General features: G+C 70.0%; 8 protein-coding genes and 1 pseudogene. 3 read left to right on the top strand and 6 right to left on the bottom strand.

Annotated elements, in window-relative coordinates; genetic code table 11:
• Positions 1–2: 2 nt before the first annotated feature.
• The 6 genes from MEBOL_RS39730 to MEBOL_RS39755 all read right to left on the bottom strand — a co-directional run bounded on the left by MEBOL_RS39730 (position 3) and on the right by MEBOL_RS39755 (position 13,447).
• Positions 3–3,590 carry a flagellar motor protein gene (locus MEBOL_RS39730; protein WP_095982284.1) on the bottom strand — a complete coding sequence of 1,196 codons (3,588 nt, stop codon included), beginning with the start codon at positions 3,588–3,590 and terminating at the stop codon, positions 3–5.
• Complete coding sequence (locus MEBOL_RS39735; RefSeq protein WP_179956360.1) at positions 3,587–5,305, bottom strand: Ig-like domain-containing protein; 1,719 nt, start codon at positions 5,303–5,305, stop codon at positions 3,587–3,589. Before MEBOL_RS39735 ends, MEBOL_RS39730 begins: the two co-directional genes overlap by 4 nt.
• A gap of 134 nt (positions 5,306–5,439) precedes the next feature.
• Complete coding sequence (locus MEBOL_RS39740; RefSeq protein ID WP_095982285.1) at positions 5,440–6,987, bottom strand: TolB family protein; 1,548 nt, start codon at positions 6,985–6,987, stop codon at positions 5,440–5,442.
• A gap of 281 nt (positions 6,988–7,268) precedes the next feature.
• A complete protein-coding gene (locus MEBOL_RS39745; protein ID WP_095982286.1) occupies positions 7,269–8,231 on the bottom strand; it encodes a FecR family protein in 963 nt (320 codons plus the stop codon).
• A gap of 36 nt (positions 8,232–8,267) precedes the next feature.
• Positions 8,268–10,109, bottom strand: coding sequence for a sensor histidine kinase (locus tag MEBOL_RS39750; RefSeq protein ID WP_095982287.1), 1,842 nt, complete (start codon positions 10,107–10,109; stop codon positions 8,268–8,270).
• Positions 10,106–13,447 carry a response regulator gene (locus tag MEBOL_RS39755; RefSeq protein ID WP_095982288.1) on the bottom strand — a complete coding sequence of 1,114 codons (3,342 nt, stop codon included), beginning with the start codon at positions 13,445–13,447 and terminating at the stop codon, positions 10,106–10,108. Before MEBOL_RS39755 ends, MEBOL_RS39750 begins: the two co-directional genes overlap by 4 nt.
• Positions 13,448–13,629: 182 nt before the next feature.
• Between MEBOL_RS39755 and lexA the strand changes: the two genes are divergently transcribed.
• The 3 genes and pseudogenes from lexA to MEBOL_RS39770 all read left to right on the top strand — a co-directional run bounded on the left by lexA (position 13,630) and on the right by MEBOL_RS39770 (position 15,472).
• On the top strand, positions 13,630–14,292 hold the full coding sequence (gene lexA / locus MEBOL_RS39760) for a transcriptional repressor LexA (protein WP_095982289.1): 663 nt from the start codon (positions 13,630–13,632) through the stop codon (positions 14,290–14,292).
• A 140-nt stretch (positions 14,293–14,432) separates the two neighbouring features.
• Positions 14,433–14,712 (top strand): annotated as a pseudogene (locus MEBOL_RS43485) (DUF6310 domain-containing protein).
• 1 nt (position 14,713) lies between these two features.
• Positions 14,714–15,472 (top strand): DUF5953 family protein, encoded by a 759-nt coding sequence (locus tag MEBOL_RS39770; protein ID WP_095982290.1) that lies wholly within the window; start codon positions 14,714–14,716, stop codon positions 15,470–15,472.
• The last annotated feature ends 886 nt before the right edge of the window (positions 15,473–16,358 follow it).

Below are 16,358 nucleotides of genomic sequence, written 5' to 3' on the forward strand. Positions count from 1 at the left end.
TCCTAGTACGCGAGTTCCGCTCGGAGGTAGAGCCTGTCGGATGCATTCTGTGTCTCCTGCGGCAAGCCCGTTCCGGTGAATCCCAACAGCGTGTAGCCCGCGGCCACCCGCAGCCGCTCATTCACCCGGTACGCCACCTCGCCCCGTAGCGAACCCAGGGATTCATCGTCGGTGGACACCGACCGCGCCGCCCCTTCCACCGCCACCTCGAGGCCACCCACCACCCGCATCGACGGACGCAATGAACCGGTGACTACCCATATCGCAACCGCTCCCCGGTTGCTGCGGCTCACATGCATGCCCGCCGCCAGGTCGAAACGCTCCGTCAGGTGCACCGCGGGTAGGAGTGAAATGATCTGCTGGGCACGCTCACCGAACACGGAGCGCTCTCCGGGAAGGAGTTCGCGCGTGACGCCGTAGCGCGCCACCAGCATGAAGGGCCCCGGCCTCCAGGCGAGTGCCGCGTACCCCTCGAGCAGCCGGGCCTCCAAGCGATGCGCCGCTCCCTCGTACGTGCCGCCGTGGTTCAACCGCCCGGACACGCTCAGGTCCTCGCGCAGCACCGCCTCCGCGGAGAGCATCGTCACCGCCTGGACCCGATCCACGGGGGTGCTCGAGCCGCGTCCAGGCGTGCCCCGATCGAAGCGCAGCTCCACGTGGCCATTCACCCGGAGCCGTTCCAGCACGAGCTGTCCGGACACGCCCGCCACATCGCGCCGCAGGGGATCCCGCTCTCCGAGCACGTTGCGCACCCCCCGCTCGTAGCGCGCCCCCAGCGTCATCGCCCCGAAGACGGTCCGCTGGAAACCCACCGCGCGAGCCAACCGCACCGCCTGGGTGTCGTGCGAGGCCACGTCCTCGACGAAGACACTCGTGCCATCCCCCAGGCTCGTGCTCGCCCCGCTCACCGCGCGGCCCGCGCCGAAGTCCGGCCCGTCCACGTCCACCGAATAGCCGCCGTAGTAGATGTCCTCGCCGCGCTTCCAGTGGCCCTGGACCCACGCGAGCGGTCCCAGCGTGGGACCCCAACCACCCCGCACGCCCACCACGGCCTCCGCCAACGTCACGTCCGCGCCCGCCGCGGAGAAGGTGTCGTCCACCTCGCCCGGCCCCTGACCCCAGACACCGAGCGCCTGCCGATGGCTGGCCAACAGCCGCAGCCGCTCGTTGAGCTGGTAGTGGCCATGAAGCCCCAGGGACGCGCGGCCGCCCGCGAGCGGTTCTCCCGTTCCAGGCACTTCGGTGGCGAGCAGGCGCGTGGCCCGCATCTCCACGCCCGCGCCCCAGCGCTCGCGCGTGTAGTCCAGGCCCACGCCCAGGGTGCGCGCCTCGAACGGCACCGAGGCGAAGGGCACGCGGGGATCCGCGGAGCGGCGCTCGTCTCCGAGCAGCGTCAGGCGCCAGGGCCCCCAGGGCTGCACGGCGCGCAGGGACACCTGGAGGAAGTCCTGGGTGTCCGCGTGGGCATTGTCGGAGAAGCCCGCGGTGCGCCGGCGGAAGGCCGCGTCCACCGAGCCCTGTCCGAACAGGCCCGGTCCCCGCAACCGCAAGCCCAGCGCATCACCGCCGTCCATCCTCCCGCGCGCGTCGGGCCGCAGGAAGGAGAGGCCTCCGTCGTCCGAGACACCGAAGGACTCCGGCAACACCGCCGAGCCCTCGCTGCGCGCCACCTCGGCCAGCAGGGTATAGGCCCCGAGCCGGGTGCGCGCGTTCCCGGAGAGGAGCTGGTACGCCTTGCCCCCCGAGGGCTCTCGCACGGCCGCCACGGACACCCGCCCACCCTTCCACTCCGCCCAGGCCTCGCCGCCCACCGCGTCCGCGGGCGAGCCCGAGCGCAAGACGGCGTACTCCACGCACAACACGGGCTCGGGACTGGCCGTCAGGGGCTCGGTGCGCAGCAGCGGCTCTCCCGCGAGGAAGGACAGGGGCTTGGCCAGGAGGATCCGTCCCGCCACGTAGTCGATGTCGTAGTCCCGGCCGCGCACGAGGTGGCGCTCGGCGAGTGGCAGTCCGGTGAGGCCGTCACGCAGCTCCACGCGCACCAGCTCCGAGCCCTCGGCCATGGGTGACGCGCCCAGGTAGTAGAGGCTGCCTCCCGTGGCGCGCAGCTCCTCGTACGCGGGCATGGAGGCGATGGCGCGCAGCGGATCCGACAGCCCACCCGCGTAGGCCTTCACGCCCGCGCGCACCCGCCCCAGCTCCGCCGCCAGCTCCGCGTAGGGCCCGAAGAGTGGACGGTGATAACGGCCCACCTCTCCGTCCTCCCGCACCGCCCGGTACGTGCCCAGACCCACCCGGCCCAGGCGCTCGTGGCGCGCCTCCAGCCGCAGGCGGCTCTCGGTCGGGTTGGGCGTGAGTCCCACGGAGGTGTCGCCCCACTCGGGGATGGCCAGATCCGGATCCGGCACGCGATCCAACCGAGGCACCTGGGGCCGCAGCGCGTCCAGCGGCGGGCGCCCGCGCAGCGTGTCCCAGTCCGTGTCCCGCAGGTCCAGCTCGCCCACCACCGAGAACGGGCCCAGGTGGGCTTCGCCATGGGCCGAGCCGCGCCCCCGCAGCCGGAAGTTCCCCGTGGCTGGGGAGAGCGTGGCCTCCACGTCCAGCAGGCCCACCGCGAAGTCGCGCGACACCGCCTCCCGGGGCACCGTCACCGACCAGACCGGCTCGCCCGGAGGCTGGACCTCCAGGGTGATGGAGTTGGAACCCGGCACGAGCAGCAGCGGCAGGAGCGCGCTGCCCTCGGCCCCCACCGTCACCTCGCCTCGAGGCGAGCGCACCCGGGTGCCCACGGGGAACTCGGCGATGGCCGAGGAGGGACCCGTGGCCGGAGGCGTGTCCTGATTCCCGGGCAGCCGCAGCGTGCCGCGAGGCTCGGGCGCGCGGGGAACGACGAGCCATCCACCCTCGCGCGACACCACGTCGACACGTTGGCGGAAGAGCCGCAACGCGCCGTCGGTGCCGAGCACGGACAGCGCCAGGGCGTTCTCTCCCGGCACGAGCCGCACGCGGGCACGCCAGGCGCCCTCGGCGTCCACCTCCGCGGCGACCCCCGCCACCGTCACTTCCTCGCGAGGCGCGGCGCGCCCGGCCAGCAGGAAGTCCACCCCGTCCGGGAGCACCCGCGCGGCGGGCGGAGACGCGTCATAGCCGAGCGTCAGGGCCGGCGGCGGCGCGCTCCGGGTCTGGACCGCGAAGTCGCGCAGCACCCCGGACGCCCAGGGGATGTCCAGCGTGACGGCCTCGGGGACGGCGTGGCTGTCGGGCGGCAGGGTGCGCGCGTCCACGCGCAGGCGCTGACGGCCGGGCCGCAGGTGCACCCCTCCCGTCGCATCCGGGCTTCGCGCGTCCACCTGGGCGAAGTGGTAGCGGCCCCGGGCATCCGTGCGCACCTCTCGGCCCGAGGCCAGCACCAGGCGGATGTCGGCGAGGCCCGGCTCGTCCGGAGCGCACCGCCCATCTCCATCCAGATCCCGGCACACGCGTCCGGTGATGGCCGCCGCCAGTTCCACGGGCTCCTGCCGCGCGAGCTGGGCGTGGGCGGCGCCGGGCAGCCCCACGAGCACCACCGCCCCGAGGAGCCATCCCCTCAAGGCCGCACCTCGGCGAGCGCGGTGACGCCCGTGGCCACGTCCGCCACGGATACGCTCACCCGCTCCGCGCTCCTCACGAGGAAGCTCGTGCGACCGTCCTTCACCTCCACCCCATCGCGCTCTCCGGCGGACAGGGACACGTGGGCCGAGCGGCCCTCCAGGAGCTGGCCCCGCGCGTCCTCCATCCAGTACGTCACCCGCGCGCCGTCCACCCGGAGGCGCACGTTCACCGGCACCGGAGGCGCCAGCTGACTCCGCCGCACCAGGCGAGCCCGGGGCGAGGGCTCCTCCTGGGGAACCACCGGTCCGCCCTCGGCCACCACGTCCACCGTGCGCCGCAGCCCGGGCCACTCGCCATGCACCACGTCTACCCGGCCCGGGCGCGCGGGGCCGAGCACCACCGTGCCGTCCGCTCCCGTCACGAATGTCGTGCCCGCCACGCGCAGCGGCTGTCCGGGCACCGGCAGGTCCGCGAGATCCGTCACGGCCGCGACCAGCACCCCCTCCTCCGCCCAGACCCGCAGGCGCGCGGGCTCCGTCCCCGTGGGTCCGTATGCGATCACCTCCAGCGCCGCCTCACCCGACTGGCTCTCGAGCGGCACGTTCCAGATGCCGGCGAGCACCCCGGGCGCTTCCTCCTGGAAGGCGCCGACCTCGCCCACGGAGACGCGCGTCAGGACCTGGGCACCCGCGCGGGGTTGTCCCTGGGCATCGAAGGCGCTGACGCGCACCCGCACGCTCGAGCCCCCATGGATCACGGGCTCGATGGGCTCCAGGGAGGCACGCGCCACCGGCCCCGGCACGAGCCGCAGCGGCAGCTCCTCACGCGAGCTCGCGCCGCGCTCCGGCCACCTGGCCACCAACCGCTCCGGCGTCCCGGGAGGCGTGCCGGGGGCGGTGTAGATCCACTCCAACAGGCCCCCCTCCGCGTGCGTCGGTCCCCGCAGCTTGCCATGGCGGGCGGAGACCTCCACTCGCGCGCGCAGCACCGGCTGACCCAGGGCATCGCTCGTGGCGCACAACAGCCGGGCCTGGGAGACGCCATCCGCGGGCAGCCGCGAGGGATGCAGGACACACGCGAGCCCGTCCGTGGGCGGCAATCCCAGACTCATCCGCGAGCGGCGCACGTTGCCCGCCGCGTCCACGGCGCTCGCCTGGGCGGTGTCATGGCCGGGGGGGACGATGATGGGCAGCCGGAAGCGCCCGTCCGGCGCCGTCTTCACGGGCCCGAAGGTCGTCCCGGCGAGGGTGACGGACAACTGCACGTCCGGCTCGGTCCGGCCCGGCAGCTCCACCGCCGCGGCGAGCGGCACCAGCACCTTGCCATAGGCGCCATGGATGGACTGGGGATGGGGCCACGCCGACAGGGCCACCAGCACGGCCACCTCCGGGTAGCGCGTCTCCGGGAGCACGTAGCGGGCCGTCCAGGTGCCGGGCCCCGAACGCTCGAGCGCCTCCACCCGCCCCACGTTGACGGCGAGCACGGGCGGCGCCCCCGAGTCCTCCGCGGTCCCATCCTCCTGGAGCATGCGCACCGTGAGCCGGGCCTCCTTGTCCCGTCCCTTGACGGGCGTGGCGGGCTCCACCGCGAGCGACACCCGCATGGCGGGTGGCCTCAGGACGTACCCCGCCTCGGCACGTCCACCCGGGCCCTCGGCCGACACGTGCACGTCCCGGGCACCGGGCCGGGGCACCAGCGTGTCCGCCGAGGCCACCGAGCCCACGAACAGCAGGACTGACAGAAAACGGTTCAGAGTGTCGGTAATTTATCAGCGTCCATGCCGCGTCCGAAACCCTATCGCCATGACGCGACACGTTTCCCAGGTGGCCAAAGACCCGACGGGGTGGATCAGGGCGAGGGCAATAGTCCCTCGTAGCCCCTGGGCACGAAGGACGGGGTGTCCATCTCCGGCGTGAGGCTGGGGCTCGCGCTTTCCACGGTGGTGGTACGCCCATAAAGCACCTCCGTGGCCTCGAAGGACGCGTCCTGCGCCGCGACATCGCACATCAGGGGACCGTAGAGCCGCGTGCGGAAGGTGCCCCCCACCTCCCCCTCGGCCAGGGCCGACAGCACGCGCCGGCCCTGAAGGGGCATGGGGAGCGCCATCCCCGCCACGTGCTCGCCGAACTCATTCGCCGTCACCGCCAGTCCCTCGCCGAGCCAGACGTACCCCGACGTGGCGCGCGGTCCCTGGTAGCCGTTGTCCACGCACAGCACGCCCGTGCCCTGGCCGGAGATCTCCGAGGAGGCCGGCGTGGGCTCGCCCTCGACGGCCTGGGACTGGAGCACGCCCAGCAACTGCCGCGTTCCGGGTGAAGCGCACACGGACTCGGCGTCGGGTGGGGACGGCGCCACGGTGCAGTCCCGGGGCAGGCGGAACGTGTAGGCGAGGACGTTGTAGCCGCCCCCCCCGCGCTCCGCCCACGCCACCCGCACGATGCCATCCGCCCCCACGCTCATGTCGCTGAGCGACTCGCTCGTGGGCGTGTGGGTGAGCCGGTAGAGCAGTTGCGTGCGCAGGTCGTACACCATGATGTCGTAGTTGGGCGTCTCGCTCGCCGTGTCCAGGTGCTCGAAGGCGATGAGGGGGCCGGAGATGCTGGGGTTGCTGTCCGTGCCCGGCAGGGACAGCCGGTGCGTCTCGCCTCCGTCCAACGAGCTCCAGGCGATGTCCGACTCCAGCACGCTGTCGGCCTCGGAGCGCGTCACGTACACCGCCAACGTCCCATTGGTGTCCGGCGCGCTCTCCTCTCCCTCGGAGCCGGTGAGCTTCTTCGTCTCGTAGCCGGTGTCGGTCTCACGGGCCGTCCAGACGTCACATCCCGACGAGCTGGTGGCGCACTTGACCCACACCACCGCGCGTCCGTCCTCGCTGACGGCGGGCGTGCGATCCACGCTCGTGTCCTCGGTGAGCCGGGTGAGCTCATTCGTCCCCTGGTGGTAGAGGAAGATCTCCGCCGGCCCCCCCGCGGCGGTGTAGCCCAGCTCCTGCCAGGCCACGGTATGGCCTCCCACCGAGGGCACGCGGCGGTCCACGTTGCTCCGGGGGGCGAGCTCCGTGGCGTAGCTTCCCGGCCGTGTCAGATCGAAGCGGTAGACGAGGTTGGTGGAGGTGGTGCGGGTGAACACCACCTGATCGCCCTGGATGTCGGCGAGCGAGTCGTAGCCACCCTGGGTGGCAATGGCCTGATCCACGCCCGTGCTCAGGTCGTGGAAGTGAATCTCACTGCTACTGCGCGAGGCCTGGTGCGTGTAGACGACCCGGACTCCGCTCACGTGGGGATCCGTTTGATCTCCCGGGCCGTTGTTGACGACCAGGGAGGTTCCCACCAGGGTGCCTCCCTCCGTCTGGCCCAGCGCCAGCACGGGAAACAAGCACATCAGGGGGGCGAACATTCGCGGCATCTTGATTGACCTCCGACTCACATCAGGGGGGTTGGGTTCGTCCCCGGAATCAGGTCAATCCGTGATCAGCCCCCTCCAATCACCCCCGCCACCCACTCCCTGGCGGCCTCGGCCAACACCCTCGCGGATGTCACGGCGTCGCGCCCCAAGACCCACGCCCGGGATCGTCCCCTTCCCGGGACAGGGGGGCCCTTCGTTGCAAGATGGAGGCCTGGCAAGCAAGCACCGACCGCTCGTCAGAACGCCTGCTTCTGGAAGGCGTTAGACCTGGGTCATTTCCACAGTCCCGGGTCCACGGTGACTCCCTTGGGAGGTGTGGTGTCCACGGTGAGGTCGCGTTGTTCCTCTTGATTGCGTCCACCCACGGAGCGGGCGTCCACGCGCACGTGGTTGGCGCCTTCCTTGAGGGAGACGGTGGCCGAGAAGCGGCCCTGGTCGTCGGGCTCGACGCTCTTGCCGTCGATGATGACGCGGCTGCCAGGCTCCGTCTGCCCGGTGACGAGCGCCTGACGGCGAGGGCGATGGGGCCAGTTCACCTTGAGCAGGAGGCTGGGAGGAATGGAGGTGGGGTCCGACGGACCCTGGCCCGGGCGGACGATGGATTGCTGACCCGCGCGGACGATGACGACCTTGCGCTGGCCCGACAGCGACGTCTCGCCCTCGAGCGAGGCGAGGGCCACGGTGCCCGCGCCGTTGTTGCTCACGGTGAAACGGCCGCCCTCGCTGCGCGCCACCGCGTCGCTGCCCACGGCGCCCATCTCCAGGGTGTGGTGGGCGCCGGACTTCACGCTCACCGTGGTCATGCCGTTGCCGAGCAACAGGCGCGAGAGCGAATCGGTGAGCTCCGCCACGGACACCTCGGTGCCGGGCTCCATGCGGATCTCCACGGCCTCGCCGCCGATGAGCACCGCGTAGGCGCCATCCAGGGTGCGCACCGTGTCCGAGGCCCGAAGCGCCTCACCGACGCTGGCGCCCCGCCACTCGCCCCCGCCCCGGCGCACCTCCACCGTGCCGCGCACCTCCTCCAGGCGCAGTTCCGCCAGCCGCTTCGCCACCGGTTGGACCGGGACGGCGGCGGGCACGTCCGGGCGCACCTCGGGCACGGGCGGCGGCGGTGGCGGCGTCGTCGCCGCGGGCGGCTCGAGGAAGAGGAAATAGCCCAACGGCAGCGCCAGCAGGATGGCGACGAGTCCGATCAGGAAGGGCGCGCGGCGGCGGGAGGAAGAACCGTCCATACGCCGCCCAAGGTACCTCAGGCGCGCGTCCCGGCCTCACGCCTTTGGCAACCACACCGTGAAACAGGTGCCCCGCCCCACCTCCGTGCGCAGGTCGATGGTGCCACCCGCCTCGCTGACCACCCGCCAGGCGACGGACAGGCCCAGGCCCACGTTGCTCCAGACGTCCTTGGTGGTGAAGAAGGGCTCGAAGACGCGCGCCCGGTGCTCGGGGGCGATGCCCTTGCCCGAGTCCTCCACCTCGAAGAAGCCCTGTCCGTCCCGCTCTCCCGTGCGCAGGGAGAGCCGCCGCTCGGGCGACTTCATCATGGCGGTGCGCGCGTTGGACACCAGCGCCAGCACCACCTGGGACAGGTGCCCGGGATCCGCCTTCACCCGCACCGGGGGCGACGCCAGCTCGGTGGACAGGACGATGCCGTCCGCCTGGAGCTGGTTGTGGGTGAGGGACAACGCGTCGCGCAGCACGCCGCCCAGGTCCACCGGCCGCAGCTCGGGCCGGGAGCGCTGCTGGGAGAAGCGCAGCAGGTTCTGGGTGATGTCCTTGCAGCGCTTGGCGCTCAGCTCGATCTTCCGCAGGGTGTCGAAGTCGGGATCCTTCTCGTCGCGCTCGAGCAGCAGGAGCTGGGTGTTGCCGAGGATGCCCGCCAGGGGGTTGTTGATTTCATGCGCCACGCCGGCGCCGAGCTGCCCCACCGCCGCGAGCTTCTGCGCCTCGAGCAGCTGGGCCTGGGCCATCTTCAGATCGCGGGTGGCCTCGTCCACGCGCACCTTGAGATCATCGTTCCAGCGCAACAGCCGGGCCTGGGCGCTCTCCAGCTCGCCCCCCATCTGGTTGAAGGTGGAGGCCAGCTCGCTCAGCTCGTCATCACCGCCCACGTGGACGCGCTGGTGCAGCTCTCCCCGGCCATAGGCCTGGGCTCCGGCCACCACCTGGGCCAGGCGGCGGTTGAGCCGGCGGGTATAGAGCGCGCCCAGGGCGAGCAGCACCCCGAAGGCGCCGAGGATGGACAGGAGCACCGTGTGGCGCATGGCGCGCACCGGCGCCAGCGCGGTGGCCTCGTCCACGGACACCACCACCTCGAAGCCGGGCACCTTGGGCACCCGCGCGGTGCTCACCCGCTGGGCGAGTCCGTCCACCCGGAAGTCGCGAGCCAGGGCCCGGTCCGCCGACAGCCACGCGACGATCGCCTCGTCCAGGCGCCGCAGACGGCGCTCGGGCACGGAGCTGGCGAGGATGCGCCCACCGGGAGACTCCACGAGATCCAATGTCCCCGGCCGCTTCCCCGCGCGCCGCGCGAGCAGGGGCTCCAGGTCCGACAAGACGACCTCGGCGAGCACGAAGGGAGCGCTCTCGCCATCGGCCAGCTTCACCGCGACGGCCACCGCCGTCTGCCCACTGGGCCGGTGCACGTAGACGTTGCCCAGGGCGGCCTCGCCCTTGTGGCTCAGGCGCAGCGCCCGCACCTGCACGGCCCGGGCGAGCTCGGCCGCCGAGGCGGGCTCGAAGCTCGGGTGGCGGTCCCTCGCGTCCTCGACATGGAAGACGGGCTCGCCCTGGGGCTCGCCCCGCGCGTCGAGCCACAACACCGCGCTCACCGCAGGTGCCTGCCCGTAGAGCAGCTTCAACCCACCCCGGAACTCCTCGGGGGAGATGCGCTCCCAGTCGAACAGCTCCGCCGAACGGGCGAGCGCGTCCACGGTCTTCATCAGCTCGCCGGACACGCTCTCGGCGGTGGCCTCGGCGACGAGGCGCTGCTCGGACACGATGCCCAGGGTGAGCTCCGTCTCGGCCTTCGACAGGAGCGAGAAGCCCACCGCCGCGAGCGGCAGCACCGTGGCGGCGAGCATGAAGAGGATGAGCTGTTGATAGAGCCTCATCCCGCGGCCGTCCGGACGAAGGCGGGCTCGCGATCACTGCGCAGGTAGACCGAGCCCTGGATGGCCTTGGCGCGCTTCTTCATGTCCGCGGCCCACCGCGCCAGCTCGGAGATCTCCTGTCCGGCCACGCTGGTGCTGAGCACCGCCACCACGGACACGCACATGATGGGAAAGCGGCGCTTGTCCCCGTGGCGATCCACCGTCTCGATGTAGCGCCGCTCCCGGTCCTGCTTGTCATAGTAGAGGGGAATCAAGCGATCGAAGACCTCCAGGGCGCGCTGGCACACCCGGTCCACGCTCTCGGCGGAGGTGACGAAGACGAAGTCGTCGCCCTGCACGTGGCCGAGGAAGTCGCCGGGCAGGCCCTCGCGGCCAATCACCTCGCGCAAGAGGTCTCCCGTCTGGCGGATGACGCCGTCGGCCTTCACGTAGCCGTAGTAGTCCTGGTAGGCCTTGAGGTTGTCCAGGTCGAGGTAGCAGAAGGCGAAGGCGGTGCGCTCGGCGAAGCGGCGCTGCACCTCGCGCTCGATGGCGCCCGGGCCGGGCAGCTGGGTGGTGGGGGACGCGCCCCGCTCGCGCTGCTTGCGCCGCAGCACCGCCTCCACGCGCGCGCCCAATTCCAGCGCGTCGAAGGGCTTGGCGAGCACGTCGTCCGCGCCGAGCTTCAACGCCCGCACCTTGGCGCCCGTGTCCGAGTGGGAGGCCAGGAAGAGGACGCAGATGTAGCCACTGGCGCGCTCGGCCTTGAGCTCCTCGAGGAACTGGTAGCCGTCCCCATCGGGCAGGCGGGCGTTGAGCAACAACACGTCGGGACGGTGCTCGCGCAGGGCGCGGTTCGCCTGCGCCAGGGTGGTGGACACGCTCACCTCATACCCGAGGCTCACCAGCACCTCGAGGCAGAGCGCGGCCACCTTCTCGTCGTCATCCACCAGGAGCACCCGGCCCTGGGTCTGTCCCATGCGCCCACGCACGAGCGCGTCCACGGTGGCCAGGAGCCGGTCGGCCTGCAGGGGCATGGACAGGAAGGCATCCGCCCCGGCGCGGGAGGCGCGCGCACGCTCGTCGAAGGCGGAGAAGAGCAGCACGGGCAGCGCGCGCGTCCGGGCATCCTTGCGCAGCATCTCCGCGAGCCGCAGGCCATCGATGACGGGCAGCCGGGCATCCACCAGCAGGGCGTGGGGCGGCTGGGAGCTCGCGAGCGACAGGGCCGCCTCCGCATGAGGCACCACGCGCACCGAATAGCCCCGCGAGCGCAGGAGCGCCTTGGTGATGTAGGCGATGTCCGGCTCGGCCTCCACGAGCATCAACGTCCCCCGGGGCTCGACGGGGCGCTTGGCGAAGGGATCCAGGCCGTCGTCCGGCCGCGGCGGCTCGGCCACGGCCTCCACGGGGAGCACCACCACGAAGCACACGCCATCGTCGCACGGCTCGCACCAGATGTGGCCCGAGTGCGCCTCCACGAGGTTGCGGCAGATGGCGAGCCCCAGGCCCGTGCCCCGCACGGTGCGGTTGGCCTTGGTGCGCGCCTGCTCGAAGCGGTCGAAGATGCGCTCCAGGTTCTCCTCGGCGATGGGCTCGCCGCTGTTCCAGCACGTCAGCGCGAAGTAGCCGGGCACCGCCGAGGTGCTCTTGAGCTCCAGGCGCACCTGCCCGTTCTCGGGCGTGAACTTGGCGGCGTTGGTGAGCAGGTTGTTGATCACCTGGGTGAGGCGGTTGGGATCCGCCAGGGCGCGCTGGCCGTGCTGCGGCAGCCCGGCGGACACCTTGATGCGCCGCTCGAGGAAGGCCGGGCCGTACTTCTCCACCGCGCGGCGCACCAGCTCGTCCACGTACGTCCACTCGAAGTTCATCCGCAGCCGGCCCTTGGCGAACTTCGCCAGGTCCAGCAGATCATCCACGATGGCGTTGAGCTTCTCCGTCGAGTCGCGCGCGAGCGTCAGGTAGCGCCGCTGCTTCTCGTTCATGTCCGAGGTGAGGAAGTTGAGCACCAGGTCGAGCGAGCCGGAGATGGAGGTGAGGGGTGTGCGCAGCTCGTGGCTCACCATGTGGACGAACTCGTCCTTGCGCTCCTCCAACTGCTTCTGCTCCGTCACGTCGCGAAGCACCACGCACACGCCCCGGAGCACGCCCCGCGCGTCGTGCACCGGAGTGACGGTGGTGTGGATGGTGCGCGCATCCAGCGTCAGCTCCTCGCGCAGCACCTGCGCCCCACCCGCCTCCCAGCCCCGCACCAGCTCGAAGGGATCGAACCCGAGCTTCGCGCGCAGCCGCTGGCCCGCCTCCTGCGCGGGGGCCGCCGTGTCCAGCAGCAACAGGCGGCGCGCGGCGGCGTTGAGCACCACCACCTCGTTCTTCTCGTCGGTGAGCAGCACGCCATCCGCCATGGACTGCACCATGCGCTCGATGCGCTGGCGCGAGGCCTCCTCCGAGGCGCGCAGGGACTGGATGGCGTCGGCCGTCTGGTTGGCCAGGGTGTCGAGCAGCGCACCATCCTCCTCCGAGTAGGCCTGGGGCTTCTGGGAGAAGAGAGACAAGAGGCCCACGGGGCGCCCCTGCGCCACGAGGGTGACGGTGAGCTGACTGCCCCAGGGCACCGTCGCCACGTCATCCGGGGCCAGGGTGCCCGCCACGTGGGTGCTGACACGCTCCTCGGACAGGAGCAGCCCCGAGCGCGTGCTCCAGGCCCCCAGCATGGACTCCTTGACGCCCAGCAGGGCCTGCTCGCCCACGGTGAGTCCCTGGCAGCGCAAGCGCAGGGTGGCGGTGCGCTCCCACCCGAGCGCGATGAGCGCCGCGCCACAGTCATACGGCAGCACGCGCGCCACCGCGGTGAGCACCCGATCGATGATGGCGTCGTAGTCCAGCGGCTCGCCCGCGCTCCCCCGGCTCACCTCATAGAGCACCCCGAGCGCTTCCACCCGCTGGTGCAGTTGGCGCAACAGCCGCTCCTTGTCCCGGCGCAGCACCGTGTACTCCACCGCGTTCTTCACGGTGATGAGCAGATCGTTCAAGTCCCAGGGCTTGGTGATGTAGCGGTAGACCTGCCCGCGGTTGATGGCCGCGATGATGTCCTCGGGGTCCGTGTAGCCGGTGAGGAGGATGGCCGTGACGTCGATGCCCTCGGCCCGCGTGGCCGCCACCAGCTCGATGCCCGTCATCTCCGGCATGCGCTGATCCGTGATGAGCAGGTCCACGGAGTGCTGGCGCAGGAGTTCCAGCGCCTGGGGGCCCGAGGAGGCCGTCAGCACGCGGTAGCGCTTGTGGAACATGCGCTGGAGAAGGTCGATGACGTCCGGCTCGTCGTCGACCAACAGCAAGGTATGTCGGGATTCGGACACGCGATCAGTCTACGCTCAGACACGGGGGGCCCCTATGCCCCCTTCCCGTCCGCCCCCCGCGCGCCCGCCCTTCCAACCGTCCAGGGCTTGAACGCATTGACTCTATACGTATGTTCAGGGAGCATGACGGTACTGAAAGCCTGTATCGCAGGTGGTACGCCCACCAGACGAGGGAGCAGGATATGGAAGAGTTGACCGAACGCCAGAGGGAAATCCTGGGCTTCATCGTCAAGGAGACGGAGTCGCGCGGCTTCCCGCCGACCATCCGGGAGATTGGCGAGGAGATGGACATCCGCTCGACCAACGGGGTGAACGATCACCTCAAGGCGCTCGAGCGCAAGGGCTACCTCAACCGGGGCGAGCAGCAGAGCCGCTCCCTGGTGCCCACCAAGCGGGCGCGGATGCTTCTGGGGCTCGGGGTGAAGAAGGAATCGGGCATGGTGGAAGTGCCCCTGCTCGGCAAGGTGGCGGCCGGCGCTCCCCTGCTCGCCCAGGAGAACGCCGAGGACTCGGTGCGCATCGACAGCTTCCTGCTCGGGGGCAACGGCAAGGAAGTGTTCGCGCTCCGGGTCAAGGGCCAGTCGATGATCGAGGACGGCATCTTCGACGGGGACTACCTCTTCGTGCGCAAGGCGGCCCAGGCGCAGCCGGGCGACATCGTGGTGGCGCTCATCGAGGACGAGGCCACCGTCAAGCGCTACTACCCCGAGGCCGACCGCATCCGCTTCCAGCCGGCCAACGCCACCATGCAGCCCATCTACGTGAACCGCGCGGACTTCCGCTCGACCATGATCCTCGGCCACGTGGTGGGTGTGTACCGCAAGCTGCCTGGCGGCAAGCTGTAGACCTCCCCGGGGAGGATATCCCCGTCCACGGCTCCGGTGATGCGCCCTCCCCCAGTCCCGGAGGGCCGCGTCCCACTGTGGTGAGGCGGCACGCCGAAACCTCTGAGCGAGAGCGCCGCCCGGAGTGCAAGCCCCTCTCGGTGAAGCACCTGGGCGGTAATAAATTGCACAACAAGTGCGCCGACGGGGTTCCGAACAACACTTTTTCTGGCTGGGATGCGCTCGTCAACGGGAAGAACTTCGACGCGCTGCAACTGGCAACGCGCACGCTCTGGGAGGTCAAAACGGATGACTTCGACAAGCACAGTCGCCGCTCAATGTGGGTATGACTTTATCGTTGGCGTTCGAAGCGCCGCGCACAAAGCCGCGTTGCTTGAGCGCGACCTCACCCTCAAGGTTGTCGTCATGAATTGGTGCTAGAATGGCAGCCACACAATGCTCCCTCATTCTTATTGCCTACGCACCTGCACTGACTGGGCACGACCGTCGTCCTTTGGCCATTGTCCACGGGGTGGAACACGCTCTGCCCGGATTGCGCCTGGAATGGACGAGTTCTGAAAAGGAAGATCTCATCGCATTGCGTGACCGCGATGCGTGGATCGAAGCCAACAGGACAAACGGAGGGCTTCCGTTTCTCAGCAACGATGACGAAACATCTCTCGTGACGGTTGCCGGGTGGGAGAACCCGAATGGCCTTGCCGCGGGGAGCCCGCCGCATTTTGAAGTCCATGTGGACCTGCCATTGGATGAATCTGGCATCGCGGCGGCTGCGGATGTGCTGGAGGCCGTAGGGGCGAGCGCTCGCGCGTTTTGGGGGCGCGTGCTGCCAGAGGGTGTTGCCGTGACCATGGCGCAGCAGTTTCGCCATCCGGGGGATAAGCATCATGTCCCGCCGAAGGGTCTGCCCTCGCTCAAACTCCCACGGGACATCCCCGCACCTGAGATTCCACATTACCTGGGATGGCTGAACTACTGGTCGGCCGCGACTGCTCAGGCCATCAGGTTCCCGGACCCTGACCGAGACGCAGACCTGCTCTCACGCTCACGGCGTACCGCGACGGGCGGGTGGGTTGTCATGCTCACCGATGAGCCACTCGATCTGGACGACCCCGCGCACCTGGACGCGCTCAAGCGTGCCTACGAGCGCTTCCCGGAGATCGGCGGGCGCACAGCACCTTGAGGCTCGGCACTGCGCGCGGGGAGTAGCCGTCGGCGTCCAGCGGCTCCGTTCACTCCCGGCAATCGGCATGGCGGCCTGATCAAGCCACTACACGCGCGCTCTACATCTTAATCATCTCAGTCTTCCAACCATTTGAAAAGTCCATAGCCAATAGCGGCCAATGCGGCTACGGGAGCCGCAGCAGTAATAATGGCACCTGCGGCCATCCCTCCCCCAACGAAGCTTCCAATAGATGCCATCCCGGACGCGATGGCAGCGCCACCCGCTGTGCCAGTCACGCCAGCACTAGCTGCGAGGGCGGCCCCTGTGGTACCAGCAGTAGCAGACATGATAGTTGCCGCAGAAGCGCCTACGACGGTTGAGGCAGTAGAGGCGGCGGTAGCTGCCGTGGCTGCAGTACCGATCCCAGCAACCACTGACGAGCCCTTGATCTTATCGCTCACAGAGTTCCTTTCCAAGCTTTGGAGTACGGCTTTGCCAGGACAAGCATGACATTTTCGATGACTAAAAGCAACAAGCCGTTCACGCGCGTGGAAAGCCCCCTGCTTTCGGGCACTTACCATCAAAGACAGCCTGGGAGTGGTGACATGGGTCGATGAAAACAACTACCGTATCGACAAGCCAAGGTAGCGAACTCCAAGTCGTAGAGATTGCCGTGAGCACGCCCCATGCCGATGAAATACATGCCACTCGTTCTCGCCCTGGCCTTCCCAACATGCTTGCGAGGCACTGAGCGTGAACGAACTCCACCGCCTCCGGAAGACCTGTCGGTTGTTTTCCCTTCACCTCCCTGGAAGAACGTCCTGAGTGTAGGTCAGCAAGGAGCGCTCTACGAGCTAGACGGCGACATGCTCCGCGCGCTCATGGTGGCGACCCACGACTTCCT

It is taken from the genome of Melittangium boletus DSM 14713, assembly GCF_002305855.1.
GTDB classification, from domain to species: Bacteria; Myxococcota; Myxococcia; order Myxococcales; family Myxococcaceae; genus Cystobacter; species Cystobacter boletus.

Bases quoted from the DNA above. Each gene is read 5' to 3' on its own strand.
- MEBOL_RS39740 (WP_095982285.1), bottom strand. From the start codon at position 6,987: ATGTTCGCCCCCCTGATGTGCTTGTTTCCCGTGCTGGCGCTGGGCCAG.
- MEBOL_RS39745 (WP_095982286.1), bottom strand. From the start codon at position 8,231: ATGGACGGTTCTTCCTCCCGCCGCCGCGCGCCCTTCCTGATCGGACTC.
- MEBOL_RS39750 (WP_095982287.1), bottom strand. From the start codon at position 10,109: ATGAGGCTCTATCAACAGCTCATCCTCTTCATGCTCGCCGCCACGGTG.
- lexA (WP_095982289.1), top strand. From the start codon at position 13,630: ATGGAAGAGTTGACCGAACGCCAGAGGGAAATCCTGGGCTTCATCGTC.
- MEBOL_RS39770 (WP_095982290.1), top strand. From the start codon at position 14,714: ATGGCAGCCACACAATGCTCCCTCATTCTTATTGCCTACGCACCTGCA.